The 17,795-nt window shown below is 38.7% G+C and carries 15 protein-coding genes; 13 read left to right on the top strand and 2 right to left on the bottom strand.

Annotated elements, in window-relative coordinates:
• The first annotated feature begins 238 nt into the window (after positions 1-238).
• Positions 239-1,738 carry an acyl-CoA dehydrogenase family protein gene (locus ADIARSV_RS11670; RefSeq protein WP_040299902.1) on the top strand — a complete coding sequence of 500 codons (1,500 nt, stop codon included), beginning with the start codon at positions 239-241 and terminating at the stop codon, positions 1,736-1,738.
• A 146-nt stretch (positions 1,739-1,884) separates the two neighbouring features.
• Here ADIARSV_RS11670 and ADIARSV_RS11665 read toward each other — a convergent pair whose 3' ends face one another.
• A complete protein-coding gene (locus tag ADIARSV_RS11665) occupies positions 1,885-2,463 on the bottom strand; it encodes an SRPBCC family protein (protein WP_016195728.1) in 579 nt (192 codons plus the stop codon).
• Between the two features lie 81 nt (positions 2,464-2,544).
• A complete protein-coding gene (locus ADIARSV_RS11660; RefSeq protein WP_016195727.1) occupies positions 2,545-3,810 on the bottom strand; it encodes an MFS transporter in 1,266 nt (421 codons plus the stop codon).
• Positions 3,811-4,158: 348 nt separating this feature from the next.
• Between ADIARSV_RS11660 and ADIARSV_RS11655 the strand changes: the two genes are divergently transcribed.
• The 12 genes from ADIARSV_RS11655 (at position 4,159) to ADIARSV_RS11600 (ending at position 17,715) form a co-directional block, all read left to right on the top strand.
• Positions 4,159-4,605 carry an OmpA family protein gene (locus tag ADIARSV_RS11655; protein WP_016195726.1) on the top strand — a complete coding sequence of 149 codons (447 nt, stop codon included), beginning with the start codon at positions 4,159-4,161 and terminating at the stop codon, positions 4,603-4,605.
• A gap of 247 nt (positions 4,606-4,852) precedes the next feature.
• Positions 4,853-5,653, top strand: a complete 801-nt coding sequence (locus tag ADIARSV_RS11650; protein ID WP_152439856.1) for a polysaccharide biosynthesis/export family protein — start codon at positions 4,853-4,855, stop codon at positions 5,651-5,653.
• Positions 5,654-5,670: 17 nt separating this feature from the next.
• Complete coding sequence (locus tag ADIARSV_RS11645) at positions 5,671-8,016, top strand: GumC family protein (RefSeq protein WP_016195724.1); 2,346 nt, start codon at positions 5,671-5,673, stop codon at positions 8,014-8,016.
• A gap of 13 nt (positions 8,017-8,029) precedes the next feature.
• Positions 8,030-8,938, top strand: coding sequence for a glycosyltransferase family 2 protein (locus ADIARSV_RS20655; RefSeq protein ID WP_016195723.1), 909 nt, complete (start codon positions 8,030-8,032; stop codon positions 8,936-8,938).
• Positions 8,939-8,944: 6 nt separating this feature from the next.
• Positions 8,945-10,042, top strand: coding sequence for a glycosyltransferase (locus ADIARSV_RS11635; protein ID WP_016195722.1), 1,098 nt, complete (start codon positions 8,945-8,947; stop codon positions 10,040-10,042).
• Positions 10,043-10,169: 127 nt separating this feature from the next.
• Positions 10,170-11,060, top strand: a complete 891-nt coding sequence (locus tag ADIARSV_RS11630; protein ID WP_016195721.1) for a glycosyltransferase family 2 protein — start codon at positions 10,170-10,172, stop codon at positions 11,058-11,060.
• On the top strand, positions 11,057-11,500 hold the full coding sequence (locus ADIARSV_RS11625) for a glycosyltransferase family protein (protein ID WP_052017010.1): 444 nt from the start codon (positions 11,057-11,059) through the stop codon (positions 11,498-11,500). The genes ADIARSV_RS11630 and ADIARSV_RS11625 overlap by 4 nt, the downstream gene beginning before the upstream one ends.
• On the top strand, positions 11,497-11,985 hold the full coding sequence (locus tag ADIARSV_RS11620; RefSeq protein WP_016195719.1) for a glycosyltransferase: 489 nt from the start codon (positions 11,497-11,499) through the stop codon (positions 11,983-11,985). Before ADIARSV_RS11625 ends, ADIARSV_RS11620 begins: the two co-directional genes overlap by 4 nt.
• Before the next feature lie 21 nt (positions 11,986-12,006).
• Positions 12,007-13,167: a hypothetical protein gene (locus ADIARSV_RS11615; RefSeq protein WP_040299898.1), complete on the top strand. Its 1,161-nt coding sequence runs from the start codon at positions 12,007-12,009 to the stop codon at positions 13,165-13,167.
• Positions 13,164-14,969 (top strand): ABC transporter ATP-binding protein, encoded by a 1,806-nt coding sequence (locus ADIARSV_RS11610; protein ID WP_016195717.1) that lies wholly within the window; start codon positions 13,164-13,166, stop codon positions 14,967-14,969. The genes ADIARSV_RS11615 and ADIARSV_RS11610 overlap by 4 nt, the downstream gene beginning before the upstream one ends.
• 14 nt (positions 14,970-14,983) lie before the next feature.
• Positions 14,984-16,381, top strand: a complete 1,398-nt coding sequence (locus ADIARSV_RS11605; protein WP_016195716.1) for a UDP-glucose 6-dehydrogenase — start codon at positions 14,984-14,986, stop codon at positions 16,379-16,381.
• A gap of 233 nt (positions 16,382-16,614) precedes the next feature.
• On the top strand, positions 16,615-17,715 hold the full coding sequence (locus ADIARSV_RS11600; protein WP_016195715.1) for an endo-1,4-beta-xylanase: 1,101 nt from the start codon (positions 16,615-16,617) through the stop codon (positions 17,713-17,715).
• Positions 17,716-17,795: the final 80 nt, after the last annotated feature.

Raw genomic sequence — 17,795 nt, 5'->3', positions numbered from 1 at the left:
TATAATTACCTGCATACCAGCCTTTGCTAGGTATCAGTTATTTGTTGCTAATATAAGTGTATCGCTTAATCATATACATTAAAATTATACCATTAAATCATGAACTTTAAAATGCATGAGTAGTCATTGATTTAAGAAAATGACATTATAATGAAAGATTTTAGCTGATCACACAACTAAATCGTTAATAATTTGTTTACACTCCTATAACCTACTACTAAGATAATTACCTTTGCATATGACATTGACTACAACTAGTTTTTCAGAATTCATTAAAGAGTTCGAAGAAACTCTAAGACATTTATTTCACGAGAAAGAAGATATAAATAAACTCAGCCTTGAAAGAGGTCTTCCCCCTTCAATTATGAGTGGAATTATGTCTAAAGTTCCTTTAGCCGTTGCTATTCCTGAACAATACGGAGGCCGTGGAAGCAAAGTAAAAGAATGCTTAGGCTTATTAGCTGCAGCATCCTACGAATCACTTCCCCTTTCCTTAACATTCGGAATCAACATCGCCCTCTTTTTAGAGCCTATTTCTAAATATGCAAACGAAGGCGTAAAAAAAGAAATTTTTGACCGCTTTCTGATGAATCAGAATATGGGTGGACTCATGATTACTGAGCCAGACTTTGGTAGTGATGCCTTAAACATGAAAACATGCCACACGCCTTTTAATGATGGATATGCAATTAAAGGTACCAAACATTGGCAAGGCCTGACCGGTTTAGCCGATTATTGGCTCATCGCTTGCCGGAAGTCAATAGACAATGGAGAACTAAGCAGGGATATTGACTTTTTTATCTGCGATACTGCTCAAAAGAAACAACAAGTTGTAGTAGAGGAACTTTATGATAGTTTAGGACTTTACATGATTCCTTACGGATTAAATACCCTTGACCTGGAGGTTCCCGCTAAATTTAAATTAGAACCGGAGACTACAGGGATTAAAATGATGCTTGATATTTTACATCGAAGCAGAATGCAATTCCCAGGTATGGGTATGGGCTTTATCAAACGCATGATGGACGAAGCCATTAACCACTGCAAGAATAGAATGGTTGGTGCAGGTAATTTATTATCCATGGATCAGGTGCAACATCAGATTGCCAGGATTCAATCTGCTTTTACCATTTGTTCAGCTATGTGTGCCAGGAGTAGCCAGATCAGTGGAATTGACCATAACCTGGCAACCGAAGGCCTGGAAGCAAATAGCATGAAAGCCGTTGTTACAGATCTAATGCAGGAATCTGCCCAGTTATTGGTACAGGTTTCTGGTGCAAACGGATACCGCATCAGCCATATTGGTGGTCGTGGTATCATGGATAGCAGACCTTTTCAGATTTTTGAAGGTTCTAATGAAATGCTGTATGCGCAGATAGCCGAAATGATTACCCGTCTTATGAAAAAACAAAAACAACTGAATCTGTTTGATTTTCTAAAAGATTTTAAAGTAACAGCTGAAGCTTGTTTGCATTTTAAAAAAGACTTAAGCTTCTCTATCAGCAGCACCATCTCTCAGCGCAAGCTTGTTGATCTAGGTAAGATTCTGGGAAGAATTGTTTCCGTGGGATACGTATTGGATCTGGAGGCTAAAGGTTTCAGGAAAGACTTGATTGAAAATTGTATTACTATGGTACAACAGGAAATCTCCTCCCTGATGTGCTCATTTAAATTTGATAATACTGTTCAGGTTGTTGACGACTATGCAGATGATAGTTCATGGCTTAATTTTGCTTAATTAATAAATTCTACTGGTAATAAATAATCTCCTTAGATTAATCTGTCACAGTTTACCTGTGTTAGATTAAAATAAGGAGATTTTGAATCTTAAAGCATTAAAGAACCTGCTTTCTGTTATAAAATAAAAGGAATACTTAACTCTACTTATTCCCCAACTTTTTGCTGGTCGGGTGCTTCTCTGTAACCAGCAACATCTTCCGAGCCAGAGTCCTGATTGCTTCTATTCTCTGTGGTAGGTTCTTCCTCCTCCTGATCATCCGTTGAATTTTGTCCTTCAGTTAAATAGGTCCTTAAATCTTCAAGTGATTTTTCCCAACCTTCCTGATGCGGCATTACGGCTTCCTCCGTCGAATTGCTCTCCTGAAGAATTGCAATTTGACTGCCTTGATCGGCATCCGTAAAATTTACAGTTAGTTTATAACTTGCATTTCCTAAAGGACCCTCCTGTGTAACCCAGTCCCAGGTGTACACTAACTTTGCATTTTCTTCTACTTTCAAATATTCGCCGGTAATAATCAGAAAATCCTTGATTCCGTTATTTTCAAAAGTGTACTTTATTTTACCTGCTTTTTCGACAGTATTGTCCACTTCAGTCAACGTCGCTTTCAATGGCTTCCACCATTTTTTTAAATCATCAGCATTCGTCCATGCCTGATAAAGCGCTTCTTTTGATACCGGAAATTCCTTTTTAATTTCAATGTTGTTAACTTGTGATGCTTCCATAATGTAGATAGATAGTTTTTTAATACTCTTATTTATCTATAATTATGCCATAAACAAAGCAAAATCCTGATCCTTGTCCCTTTATTCTATTTCTTTTAATCCAAGAGGAACCAGTACTTTAGTTTTGAAATAGGTAACACTGACAATGATCAGGGTCATTGTACCTCCGAATACGACGGCTGGGACTGTTCCCATGAGTCGGGCCGTTAACCCGGATTCAAATGCACCTATTTCATTGGAAGATCCGATGAACATCGAGTTGACTGCAGATACGCGCCCACGCATGTTATCAGGAGTAAGCAGCTGCATGATGGTAGAACGTATAACGACACTTACACTATCAAAAACGCCTTCAAAAAAGAGAAAGAAAAGGGTCAGGTAAAAATTTGTAGACAATCCATAACAGATGATTGAGACCCCAAACCCTGTTACTGCAATGAGCAGATTCCTCCATGGTTTATTCATAGGAGAGTGACGAGCCATGAAAAGCATGGTTAATACAGCTCCTATTGCGGGTGTCGCCCTCATTATGCCAAACCCTTCTGCGCCAACATGAAGCACTTCACTGGCAATTACAGGAATTAGAGCTACAGCACCACCAAAAAATACGGAGAACATATCCAGACTCATGGCTCCCAGCATCATCCTGTTTCCAAATACAAATTTGATTCCTACGGAAAGACTTTCAAAAATACTTTCTTTAGGCATAAATACAGGTTCTCTTTTTTTGATTAAAAAGATACAGCATAAAGCAATTGACAAAAATATCAGGATCAGCAAAAAGGTAAAGGAGATTCCGGCAAAGGCATAAATCAATCCCCCGGCAGCAGGACCACCAATAGCGGCAATCTGAAAACCAGTACTATTCCAGGTAGAGGAATTGGGATAAAGCGCCCTTGGAACGATTAAAGACATGAGCGAAAAAGTAGTAGGGCCCATGAAACCCCGACAGATGCCGATGCAAAAGATCATCATATAGATAATCCCTACAAGATGGGCAGTACTGAGTCTGGAAGATAATGTTGGCAGCGTGATGAGATAAAGTACTGTAGAACAGGCAATCATGCCTCCAATGATAATCTTTAGTAGTTTAGTTTTCTCTGATTTATCTGCTACATAACCGCCGTAGAGGGAAATGCTAACAGCAGGAATGGCCTCACATAAACCAATCAGTCCCAGTGACAATGGATCTTTAGTAAGATGATAAATGTACCATCCAATTACAACAGCTTGAATCTGATATCCAAATGTTAAAAAGAAACGCATTAGTAAGTATGCACGGAATTCAGGAAAGCGTAAGGCGGCATAAGGGTCTGGTTTTACAGACTCCGAATCATCAGTATTCATATCATCGTATAATCGTTATCAATAATAACGAAATTATCCTAAAGTGCCGTAATAATCAACGATGTTACGAACAGAAAAAGGAGTATAATCTACGATAATTACCTGTAATAAGCTGATTTTTATTAGTATGCGCATTTTTATTCATTTCCATCTCTTTGTTTAATCGCATAAAAACGTGATGGCATATTGATTCATTCTGGAGAATAACTGATATACAACTTTTCTCTCATTTATACATTAAATATACATAACTCTGAAGAGTCCGAACATTCCGGTGTCTGCACAGAACTTTGTAAAAGAGTTGGTGTTAGCTTTAAAAATAGTATACATATTTAAATTTTCATCGTTATGAAAACTACACTGCTGAGTATTATGGCCGCATTTTTCTTATTTGTTTTTGTAAGAGCTGGAAAAGACGTTAATACGCTGAAAAAAACAAATGCTATAGTTTTGGCTGATCTAACTAAAAATCTGGAATACGACTTTGACAAGCCTTCTGTTCGTGTTTCTTATTACAAAAAATTAGATCAACTGGCAAGTGCAGTTATCCATGATAATTATGTTGTTTCTTTAAGGGGGCATGCAGATAGTATTGGTGCTTACAAGTACAATTGGGTGCTATCTGATAAGAGGGCAGGAAACGTAAAAGAGTACTTGGTTTCTAAAGGAGTAAAAAGCGAACGTATTATTACAACCCCTTTCGGAAGTACTGTACCGATTGCTAGTAATAAAACTAAAGCCGGTCGCCAAAAAAATAGAAGAGTGGAGGTTGAGCTTAAAAAAATGGGTAAATAATAATAGCGTATATCCTTGTCGATCATAAAATTTACGATAGGTCCGTATAAAAACTACAAACTTTTTAACCCGCTAAAAATGCCATCGCGTTTAATAGCACAAAGCATTCAAATAATAAAAAATTGTTGCTTTTGAACATTTTTTCCCAAATTATGGGAAGGCTTTTGTGTATTAGATGTGTACCACGAGCGGGATCATAAGTGATACTTTTGTTTACGTTTATTTACTTTATGCATATTCTTAATCTATGACACACAAATTTTGGAAAATTTTCGCCTTAAACTTTATGTTTATTTCTGGTCTGACCCTTATTTCTTCTTGTGTAAGCACTAAAAATATTCCGTATTTTCAGAATTTAAATCAAACAGACCGGAAGCGGTTAGATTCTGTTACGAATTTTACAGAACCGATCATTCAGCCAGATGATATTTTATCAGTATCTATCATTACAGTTGATCCACAGACCGCAGCGGTAATCAATCAATCCAATCCCCTGGAAACAATGGGAACGCCAAGGAATCCAAGTTCACGTGAGATCGAAGGATTTTCTGTTGATAAGAATGGTGAGATTGAGCTTGCTATTATCGGCAATGTGAAGGTAGGCGGATTGACTACTTTTCAAGCCCGCGATTTGATCCGTACAAAAGCAGCTAGGTATTTCCAGAAACCGAACGTAAGTGTTCGTTTTGCCAACTTTAAGATCTCTATTCTGGGCGAGGTTAACCGTCCCGGTTCATATACTTTACCAAACGAAAAAGTGACGATCCTCGATGCTCTTAGTTTATCAGGCGATTTGACCCTTTATGGCAAAAGAGAAAACATCATGATCATTCGCGATGTAAACGGAAGGAAAGAATATGGAACAGTAAGTATTAACTCATCCAATATTTTTAACAGCCCATATTACTTTCTAAAGCAAAATGATGTGGTTTATGTAGAACCAAACAAATCGAAGGTCTTTAGCTTAAACAACACTGCGCGTTCTACTGCTGTGATTGCTTTATCCGCACTTTCAACGATTGTACTCATTATAACACGTATTTACTAGGGCTTTAACCTCTTTTTATGAGCAGAATAAATAATACAGGAATGTCATTCGACGAAAGTGAAGAGACGAATTACAGTCAGCTTTGGAAAAAGATGAAAGCCGCATGGCCATGGTTCTTACTCGCGTTCATCGTTTTTTTTACTGCAGTCTTCTTTTATGTGATGTATACCACGCCTATGTATAACATACATGCGCTGATTAAAATTAATAATTCCAACCGTGGAGCACCTTCAACGTCGACTGATAATTCCCTTTCAACCGAATTTGGAGTTCCAACGGCCTCTATAGTAGATGAGGAAGCAGTGGTTTTACAAACCAAATACCTGATGGAACGGGTTGTGAATGATATGAAGTTAAACATCACTTACTTCAGTAAAGGTCCGATCAGAGATGAAGAACTTTATACCCCTCCTTTTACGGTTCAAATATCTGAACCTGTAGATACTATTCATTTCACGAAGTTTAATGCAGAGGTTCTGGCAGGACATAAAGTTCATCTGCAGACTGAAACGCTTGATACCATTGTCGATTTTAATCAGTCATTGAGTTTGGCTAACATTGGTAGAATTAAACTGGTTAATCCATTGCCTGGATTAAAATCGAATCATTACGCCTTTACACTTTCATCTGTCGATCAGACTGTAAATAAATTGAGCAGTAATCTGACAGTAGCATTGCTGGCCAAGCAGATGGGTATCATACAACTTGACTTTGTTTATCCCTTACCTAAGAAAGGGGAAGATATCCTGAATAAACTGTTGGATATTTATGTGCAATCCAATTTGGAAGATCGTAATACATTGGCAGACAGTAGTGTTAAGTTTATCCGGAACAGGTTGAGTTATCTTGGAGGAGAGCTGGGTGATTTGGAAGGAAATATTCAAAACTTCAAGCAACGCAATCAGATCGCCGAAATGAGTGAACAATCCAGAGTGATGGTTCAGAATACCAGTCAGTTCAACGATGAAGTGGCCAAGGTGCAAACTCAGATCAGCGTATTGAACAGCATTCAGGATTACCTGCAGAAGAATGCAGGAAACGACAGGGTTGTGCCTAGTTCACTCGTAGTGTCAGACCCTACGTTTAGTAGTTTGGTTGATAAATACAATACCCTGCTTTTAGAGCGTGACCGGAGAATGGTAGGCGTAACGGCAGAAAATCCGGTAATCACAAATCTGAACGATCGGATTGCTAACCTTCGTGCAGATATGCTGAGCAGTTTAACCAACAGCAAAGACTTCTTGAAGATTACACTTAATTCCCTGCAGAAACAAGTGCAGACTGTAGCCGGAAAAATTCAAAACGTTCCTGAAATAGAACGAAACTATCTGGATTTGGCACGTCAACAGCAGATCAAACAACAGCTGTATATTTTTCTAATGCAGAAAAGTGAAGAAGCAGCTATTGGTAAGACTTATAATACGCCGAATTCTAAAAAGATAGATCCTCCTAAAACACAGGAGAAAGTAAGTCCCAAGGTCCCTGTTTTTTATGCTATAGCAGTACTTCTGGCTTTGATTTTGCCAGCTACCGTGATTTATACCCGATTTTTGCTCAATAGTCTGATCGAAAGAAAAGACGATATCATAAATGGAACACAGGTTCCGGTAATTGGTGAGATCGGTCATAATTCAGGATCCGACAATTTAATTGTCGCTCATAACCCACGATCCGCCATAGCAGAGCAGTTTAGAGCTTTGCGAACCCGGTTATTCTTCTATTTGAAGGATGCGGATGAAAAAGTGATCTTGCTGACTTCGAGTATGGCTAATGAAGGAAAGTCATTTACATCGATTAATCTAGGCAGTGTTCTGGCAATATCGGGTAAAAAAGTGTTGTTGATGGAACTTGACCTGCGCAAATCAGGCTTGTCTTCCAAACTAGGAGTGGATAATAGCGTAGGTTTTACGAATTATATCATGGATGATAAAATGATCCCTGAACAGATCATTAGACCATCGGGTGCACTCGATAATCTGTTTGTCATCAGTTCCGGAGAAACACAACCCAATCCTGCCGAATTACTCATGCATAATCGTATTGGATTGTTATTTAAAGACCTGAAAGAACGTTTCGATTATATTATTATTGATGCTCCTCCGGTAGGGGTAGTGATTGATGCGCAGTTACTGGCTGGATATGCTGACTTATGTCTTTATATAGTGAGACAGCATATTACATCAAAATCACAGCTGTCTATCGTAGAAGATATGTTTAAAGAAAATGAAATGAAACGTCTGGCTATCGTGCTGAATGACATCAGGATGGGTACGGGCAGTGATTATGCTTACGGTAATTATAATTATGGTGATGAGCGCACTGGTTTAAGGTCAAAAATTAAAGGGATTTTCAGTAAAAATTAAGCTTTACAATCTGATGAACAATGAACCTTATTTTTCAGTGATCATTCCGGTTCATAATAAGTTGCCTCACCTGGAGCGATCTGTATTTTCAGTATTGAAGCAGACTTATCAGAACTTTGAACTCATTATTATTGATGATGCATCAACGGACGGTTCTTCAGAGAAGGTAACTGAATTTACCGATCCAAAGATTTCCCTTTACACCCGTACTGAACCTGGTCCGGGTGGTTACAAGGCCAGAAACGTTGGTATTGATCATGCTCGTTACCCCTGGATCTGTTTCCTGGATGCGGATGATGAATGGAGCCTGGATCTGCTTGATACCATTAAAAGCGCAATTGTTAAAAATCCGGATATCGAATGTGTGACCTGGGGATATTACAATACTTTAGGGACGCAAAAAAAACTGGATAAAACCTCAGTGATCAATGCTGATGTACAACAAAAGTCTTTTGCGCTGATTGATTTGTTTAGGCAAAAACATACGTTATGGACTGGAGCGGTTTCTTTTAAAAAGGACCTGCTTGTGCGCGCGGGCAAGTTTCCTGAAAGCGGCTATAAGAGAGGGGGGGATGTGGATACCTGGATCAGATGTTTGTGGCAAAGCAAAGGTAATTTGTGGATCAACAAACCGCTTTCTTATTATTATCTGGATGCGGTTAACATGGTCACGAAGTCCATAAAAAGGGAATCACTTTATATATTTTCTCCTTTTTTGCTTAACATATTAAGGGAAAATAAGAATACCGAACTGGAACAGGCCATAAAAGATTTTCAAAATAAACGGATTTATAGTATTCTCAGGGGGCAGATCGTAGATAAACAACCGCTGGACTACCAGTTGCTCCGGAAAATGAATCTCACCCCGGATAGTATCATCCTGGTGTCTAAGCTTATGCTTAAAAAAATGATTAAAGTGTAATGGGGTATGAAGCTAGCTTATTTTTATAGAAATCTGAATCAGGGGGGCATTCAGAAGATGATTGTAAATGCCGCGAATTACTTCGTGGAACAGGGGAACGACGTTTCTGTGGTGCTAATGATCCCTGGAGGGGAGTATGTTAGTTTACTTGACCCTCGCATCAAACTGATTTACTTCCGTTCGTTAAAAAAAAGTCGCCTGTTTTTCTCTTTTTCTGATATTTTAAAAAGGGAAAAGTTTGATGTGCTCTTCACTGCAACCCCTTCTTTAAATACATTCACGGTTATTGGCCGTTTAATGGCTCGTGTAAAAACAAAAATTGTTATCTCTGAACGGAATAATACGGTAGTCTTTTTTAAAAATAGTGCACTCACTCTCTCTAAGCTTACTTTTTTATCCATACCGCTTTTATATCGTTTCGCTGATGCCATAGTAGCGGTGTCTAAGGGCTTAGGTCAGAGCCTGCAAAAGGTTGCCCTGATTCCGGCAAATAAGATCCATGTGATCTATAATCCGGCCTGGTCTCCTGAACTGGAAAAGCAGGCAGGATTACCTGTTCAGCACGAATGGCTGAATGATGATACTGTTCCTGTCCTGATTACTGTAGGACGTTTAGTTGATGCTAAAAATCATGCGCTGTTGATTGATGCCATAGCCTTATTATCAAAAAAACGTGAGGTCAGACTGATTATCATTGGAGAGGGACCGTTGCGTGAAAAGTTGCAGAGTCAGATTAACAGTCTGAATTTACAGGATTGTATAAGCCTGGAAGGTTTTAAACTAAATCCTGTATCCTGGATGAGTAAAGCCAACTTATTTGTGCTTTCTTCTGATTATGAAGGGTTCGGTAATGTGCTTGTGGAGGCCCTTGCAGCGGGACTCACAATTGTGTCAACAGATTGCGATTATGGACCTGCTGAAATATTAGAAGATCGCTATGGTTTTCTTGTTCCAATCGGGCAGGTAAATGCCCTTTCAGAGCAGATAAATTACGCTTTGGATCATCCTATCGATCGTGATTTACTGATTAGCAGAGCCAGAGAATTTAGTGTAAATCAGATTATGCAGCACTATCAATCTTTGTTTTCTACTCTAATTTCATAGTTTTTCTCACTTTTTGTGTACCGTTAAGGTCAAAATGTATCAAACATTTAAGGGCAAAAACTGCTCTCTTTGTATGTGAAGCTTATCAAGTGATTTGCAATATTTTTAATGTTCTTTTAAATTGTTTATGAAATTGTTAATAATCACCCCATTTAAAAACGAAGAAGATTCAATAGGTGGTACAATTGCTTCAATTGTTAAACAGGGTATTTATCCTGCTGCCTGGCTTTTAATGGATGATGGGTCGAATGATTCCTCTCCGGAGATTGTTAAAGATTATGCTAAGAAATATCCCTTTATTCATTATCATCGAAGAGAAAAAACATCTTCAACACGAGCAACCGGAAATAATGTAGTCGAATTATTTAATCTGGGTTTACAAGTTGCAGATACTATGAAAATAGACTGGGATATTGTTTCTAAATTGGATGCCGATCTTGTTATTCAGCGAAATGATTATATCGAATTTATGCTGAGCAAGTTCGAGAAATATCCTTCATTGGGAATAGCCAGCGGAGTCACTTTCATATTAGGGGATGATAACACAAGAATCATTGAATCAAAACATAAATGGCATACACAGGGGCCAAATAAGTTTTATAGAAAAGAATGTCTCCAAGCGATTGGCGGATTAAGACCTTTTAAAGGCTGGGATGGAATTGATGATATACTGGCCCGTGATAAGGGGTATATCACTGAAAAGTTTTTTGAGCAGGATATTCTGCATTTATACCCAACGCAAACACGTCAGGCAGAGGGGGGCTTCCAAAAGGGCCTTTCCAGGGAAGCTTACGGATATCGTAATATGGGATATCCTTTTTATATGTACTTATTTAAAGCAATGAAATTGGTGAAAGAGCGGGGTATACAGGAAGGCTCATTGTTTTTTTATTATGGAGTAAAGGCTACTCTTCAAAATCAGCCACTGGTCTCTAAAGAAGAATCCAGAATCGTGAAGAGGTTTATGGCCAAGCGGATCGAGAACAAGTTTATTTACACAAACACATCTACATTATGAAAATCATTGGAATTGCATCAGTCGGGGGACATTGGGTACAGTTATTACGAGTAGTAATGGCTTTCAAAAAGGAAGAGTTGATTTTTATATCGACGAGTCCTGATTTCGCTGTTACCGTTCCGGGGAAAAAGTTTTATCATATTGCAGATGGGAGCAGTTGGAATAAATTTAAACTCCTGAGATCTTTCTGGAATGCGTACAACATTGTAATGAAAGAGAAACCGGATGTTATTGTAACTACGGGTGCTGCCCCAGGGCTAATGGGGTTATTTGCAGGAAAGATCCTTGGCGCTAAAACAATCTGGATCGATAGTATTGCTAACGTAGAAAAGATCTCCTTGAGTGGGCGGATCGCATTATGGTTTGCTGACCGGGTTTATACTCAATGGCCTGATCTTGCATCATCCAAAGTTACATACGCAGGGAATGTATTGATATGATATTTGTTACTACTGGAACCCAGGCGCCATTTAACCGTCTGATCCTGGCAATGGACGAAATTGCTGCTGAACTAGGTGAAGAAGTAATAGCACAGGCATCAGGAGTTGATTTCCCTGTAAAGAACTTGAAAATTGTTGAGTTTCTTAACCCAACGGAGTACAAACGGATTTTTAAAGAATCAAAGATGGTAATCAGTCATGCCGGAATGGGCACTATTATTTCTGCTTTGAAAGATAAAAAACCAATTTTAATTGTACCTCGCGTTGCTGCACTGGGAGAACATCGGAATGAGCATCAGTATGCCACTGCTAAAAAAATTGAAGAATTAGGTTATATGCCGGTGGTGTATGACATGTACGATCTGAAAGATAAAGTGATCAGTTTAAGAGATGATGCCGACCACTATGTGTTGCCTGCAATGGGTGATTTTGCGTCAGTTAGTTTAATACAATCATTGCAGGATTTTATTTTGAAAGATAAATGATAAGACTAAGAAAATATACACATGAAGGCCTTCTTCTTTAAGAGAATTTTTATTGTTACCATGGTTGCGATGGCATTAGTGTCATTGGCTTTCCTTCTGGTTAGGAAGGAAACTGCGCCTATGGTGTCGGGACTCGAAGGCCTGTTGATTTTATATTGTGGTGCTGCCTTTTTATGGGCAAAGTCGCAACGGATAGACAGTGTGGTGATTGTGCGAACGGGAATTGGTTTGTATGTTGCACTGTCCTTTGCTTATGTTATTATGTATAAGCATGCAAATACGCTGGACTTTCTGCTGATTTATAAATCATACATATATTTATTTTTTCTGACCTTTCTGGCGGATAAAAGACTCATGACAGCTAAAGGCGTTCTGAACTTTTACACCTTCCTGTTGGGTGCTTTTTTTATTAAATATCTACTGGCACTGGTACTGCATACAGACGACAGGCCTGTTGTTTATGAGGAAAATAATTTTGAGCTGATGTTGCTCTATTCCTTGTATTTGGTTCGGTTTTCTATAACACGTAAAAAAGCCTTTTTTGTATTAGGTCTAGTTGGTGTAATTACTATCTTATCACTCTCCCGATCATCTTTGCTGATGTATAGTGTGTTGGTATTCTATGTGTTTTACACTTCTTTCCCTAGAACCTGGGTTTATGTTATACCCGTAGCTCTTGTTGTAATGGGAGCAGTGATTTACTTCATATTTTCTGAACGCTCCGGCAGTCTCGAAGATATTGATCGTTTTAAGTTTATGACCATTTTCTGGGGCGAGGTAAAACACTGGAACCTTTGGCACTGGCTTGTAGGCAATGAACGCATCACTCCTTTGAGTTATTACGCCTGCGATAATATGAGTTATTTTACTAATTTATTCAGTTACTCGGGTGATGGAACCTGTTATTCAGTGATCCTGCACTCCTTCCTTTTTAGGGTGATTCTTGATCATGGACTATTGGGCCTGGTCTTGATCATTTATGCTACCTGGCTATTGATGAATAAGAGTGGAATTAGCCGGAACGTAATTCTTGTGTTTTTAGCAATCGTTCTTATTAATGGCCTCTCTGTCTCTTCGTTTAATAATTTATTCTTTGCTATCAGTATGGTCTTTCTAATGACCACCAATATGAAATTTTTACAGGTGCCTGCACGCGTTGAAAAACACGATCAAAATTTATGAAAAAAGAAAAAAGAAAGGTAAATTATAAGTTCTTAGGTGAATATTTCAACTTCTTCTACGAGAAGCTTGGTATTCGCTTTTTGTTCGACATGGTGCTCAATGTAATGGTAAGCTGTCTGGACGGTATCGGTCTGGCTATGTTTATTCCTTTACTGAAATTAATGGATAATGACGGCAATATGCGTACTGGAAAGGAAATGGGTAACCTTCATTTTCTAACTGATATGTTTAATGCGGTACATGTTCCGGTTAACATTTATAGTGTATTGGGTCTTATGGGCATTTTGTTTGCTACAAAAGGGGGACTCAAATTCTTTCAGTTGAGCTCTCAGGTACGTCTGAAACAAACATTTATTAAAAAATTGCGCTTTGGACTGACATCTGATATGCAGTCCCTGAGTTATAATGGTTTTCTGAAGCTGGATGCAGGAAAGATTCAAAATATCCTGACTTCGGAAGTACAAAAACTCCAATTGGCGATCACACACTATTTGAACTCTGTGAGTGGAGTAGCCATGTTGCTAACTTATGTGATCATGGCTTTTTTGGCCAACTGGCAGTTTGCAATTCTGGTCGCTATAGGTTCATTGCTCTCCAATCTGGTTTTCAGTAGAGCCGTGAAAACTGTGAAGAAAACTTCAATGAAGATTTCCTCCCGAGGTAACGTGTTTAACTCTCACCTGATCGAAGCCGTGCATTACTTTAAATATCTAAAGGCAACTAATCAATTCAAGGGTTTCTCTGGTAAGATTAGAAAAGTGATTAGAGAAAGTGAGGCATTGAATACCAAGGTAGGTTATTACCAGGCCGTAACCACGAGTATCAAGGAGCCGATGGTGATGCTGATTGTTATTGTGGTGATCATAGTACAAATTAAGTTTTTGGGTGGAAACTTAGGTTCCATCATTTTAAGTTTGTTGCTTTTTTATCGCGCATTATCATTCCTGATGAACTTCCAGAATTCGTGGCAAAACTTTATTCAGAATGTGGGTGCTATAGATTCTGTTTCGAAGCTGATTGATGAAATGAAAGCACAGAAAGAAATACAGGTAGCAAAACCTTTTACTGGATTTCAGCATAGTATTGAGATTAAGGACCTGATTTTTAAATATGGTCAAACTACTGTGCTGAAAAATGTGAATATACAGATTCCAAAAAACAAGACGATTGCTTTGGTAGGGGAGAGTGGTTCGGGCAAAACTACCCTGATAAATATCGTTACGGGACTTCTGCCTATGGAAAGTGGAAACATGTTTGTTGATGGAGTTCCGGTTACGGAGTATAATCTGGACAGCTTCCGCAGTCGCATAGGCTACATCTCACAGGAAGCGGTGATATTTAAAGATGATGTATTTAATAATGTCACATTTTGGGCCGAACCAACTGAAGAGAATAAGAAACATTTCTGGAAAGTTTGTGAGATGTCATCATTAACTGACTTTGTTGAATCACTTCCAGAAAAGGAGCTTACCAGTCTGGGTGATAAAGGAATGCTGATTTCCGGAGGACAAAAGCAACGAATTTCCATTGCACGCGAGTTATATAAAAACGCAGATATTCTGATTTTAGATGAAGCGACATCTGCGCTGGATTCGGAAACGGAATTAGTTATCCAACAAAATATAGAAAAGTTGCAGGGAAGCTATACGATGATTATTATTGCACATCGGCTTTCTACAATAAAAAATGCTGATAGGATATATATGCTAGACCGCGGTGAGGTAACTTACAGTGGCAAGTTTAAAGAAATGGTGGAGAAGTCGGAGCGATTTAAACGAATGGTATCTTTACAACAAATTTAATTTCATTTGAACATATGACGAAAATTACTAAGATTTGCTGCATTGGAGCTGGCTACGTAGGTGGTCCAACGATGACAGTTATCGCTAAAAAATGTCCCCATATTAAAGTAACAGTAGTGGACCTGAATGAAGAGCGAATAGCAGCCTGGAATGATCCGGATACGAATAATATTCCTGTTTTTGAACCAGGCTTAAGTGAAGTAGTTGCTGAAGCAAGAGGCCGGAATTTATTTTTCTCTACAGCAGTAGATGAGGCAATAGATGAAGCAGATATGGTTTTCATTTCTGTGAATACACCTACTAAAACATACGGTGCAGGTATTGGACAAGCTGCAGATCTCAAATGGATTGAATTGTGTGCCCGTCAGATTGCCCGGGTATCTAAAACAGATAAGATCGTTGTAGAAAAATCTACACTTCCAGTTCGTACAGCTAGTGCAATTAAAGATATCCTGACACATACCGGAAGCGGTTGTAAATTTCAGATTCTTTCTAATCCTGAATTTCTTGCAGAAGGTACTGCTATAGAAGATTTGAATGCTCCTGATCGGGTGCTGATTGGTGGAGACAGTACAGAAGAAGGGAAAGAAGCCATGCAGGCATTGGTTGATATTTATGCAAACTGGGTACCTAGAGAGCGGATTTTAACCACGAATATTTGGTCTTCTGAGTTATCGAAGCTGACTGCCAATGCATTCCTTGCTCAGCGGGTTTCTTCTATTAACTCGCTTTCAGAGTTATGCGAAAAAACAGAAGCAGATATTTCTGAAGTTTCGCGTGCTATAGGTACAGATAGTCGTATCGGACCAAAGTTCCTGAAAGCATCTGTTGGTTTTGGTGGATCTTGTTTCCAAAAAGATATTTTAAACCTGGTTTATATTGCACGTTCATACGGTTTGCAAGAGGTAGCTGATTATTGGGAACAGGTGATCATTATTAACGACCATCAGAAAAAAAGGTTTGCTAATGAAATTATCCGCACCTCTTATAACACGGTGAACGGAAAGAAAATAGCTTTTTTAGGCTGGGCCTTTAAAAAGGATACCAACGATACCAGGGAATCTGCAGCGATTTATGTAGCCGATCATCTCTTGTTTGAGCAGGCTAAGATCACGGTTTATGATCCTAAAGTGCAGGAATCTCAGGTATATGGTGATTTAGATTACCTGCGTTCACGCGATCCTCAGGAAAACCGTTTTGGAGTGAAGGTAACTTCAGATCCTTATGAAGCCTGCAAAGACGCGCACGCAATAGCAATTCTGACTGAATGGGACGAATTTAAAACATATGACTGGCAACGTATTTATGATAATATGTTAAAGCCAGCCAACGTATTTGATGGACGTAACCTATTAGACGTAGAAAAACTGAAAGCCATTGGTTTTCAGGTGAAATCTATTGGTACTGCCTAATTAGTATTTATGCTTTTACAGGATGGCTCTCACACTTCCTGAATAAAGCTTATCAGTGGCCTGTTGAATCAGGTTCTGACTCTACATCTGCCAATATATTTGGCTAATCTATCACCAGGAGTTTTCGGCATTTGTCGGAAACTCCTGGTGATATTCAAGTACTTCAATCATCCTCAATTTTTAGAAATTTTTGTCTGTTTAATTGCACCCAAAAACTATATAAAAATCGAAGTATGAACAATTTTAAAATCCTCCTTGCATCCCTTGTGGTCGGATGTACAAGCTGCGCTAAGAATGATAGCGAACCAAATCAAGTTACTGCAGATAAAACAATATCTGCATCCAATGTAACTGCACTGAAGTTGAGTGATAATATCACTTTTCAAAACACAATGCCCTTCCCGATTGGAGTCGGAATTAACATGGGGATCCTTAAAAGGGATAGTAAGTACCGTGCTATTGTAGTAAAGGAATATAATAGCATTTCAGCCGAAACAGCCATGAAAATGAAAAGCTTGCGTCCCTCTGCAACAACCTACAGCTGGTCGGAAGCAGATAACCTGGTTAAATTTGCTGAAGAAAACAACAAACGCGTTTATGGACATGCTTTAATCTGGGGAAATTCCCTTCCAGATTGGGTAAAGAATTTTAAAGGAGGCTACCCGGAATGGAAAGAAATGTTTAAAGCGCACATTACTGAGGTAGTTAAACATTTCAAAGGTAAGGTGGTTGCTTGGGATGTGATCAATGAAGCTTTTGCCGATAATGGTGATTTAAAGAATACCATATGGCGTCAAAAGTTAGGCCCAAATTATATTGACATGGCCTTCATATTTGCACATCGTGCTGATCCATCGGCAATTCTTTTTATTAATGATTATGGAATGGAGTATGGTAATAATAAGCGTCGCGGACTTGTTAAGTATGTTGAAGGCATGATACAGCGAGGTATTCCGATTGGCGGAATTGCTACTCAGTTTCATTCCCGAGTAAATTTGGAAGATGCTAAGTTTTCGAGAGCCTTGAATGAGATTGCCGCAACCGGTTTAAAAGTACATATCTCGGAAATGGAGATTTCCTTAAATCCGGGAAGTATCAAATCCTTATTGTTGAGTTCATTGCTTGAGCGTCAGCAGGCAGCTAAGTATGAGTATATCGTGAGAAGTTATAATGCGCTGCCTAAAAAACAACAATTCGGTATTACCTTATGGAATGTAACAGATAATGATAGCTGGGTACTGAATTACTATAACCGGCCCGATTGGCCACTACCCTTTGATGGAAATTATCAGAAAAAACCAGCCTACCAAGGGATTTTGAATGGTGTAAAATAGGTGTCTCAAACAAGCTTAAAGGCCTAGTCCATAGTGCAGGTGCGATATTCTCTTTAAATCTTACCTTTTATATTTACAAT

The organism is Arcticibacter svalbardensis MN12-7, from assembly GCF_000403135.1.
GTDB lineage: Bacteria > Bacteroidota > Bacteroidia > Sphingobacteriales > Sphingobacteriaceae > Arcticibacter > Arcticibacter svalbardensis.
The sequence above is the reverse complement of the archived record's forward strand: the minus strand, read 5'-3'. Positions and strand labels throughout refer to the sequence as shown.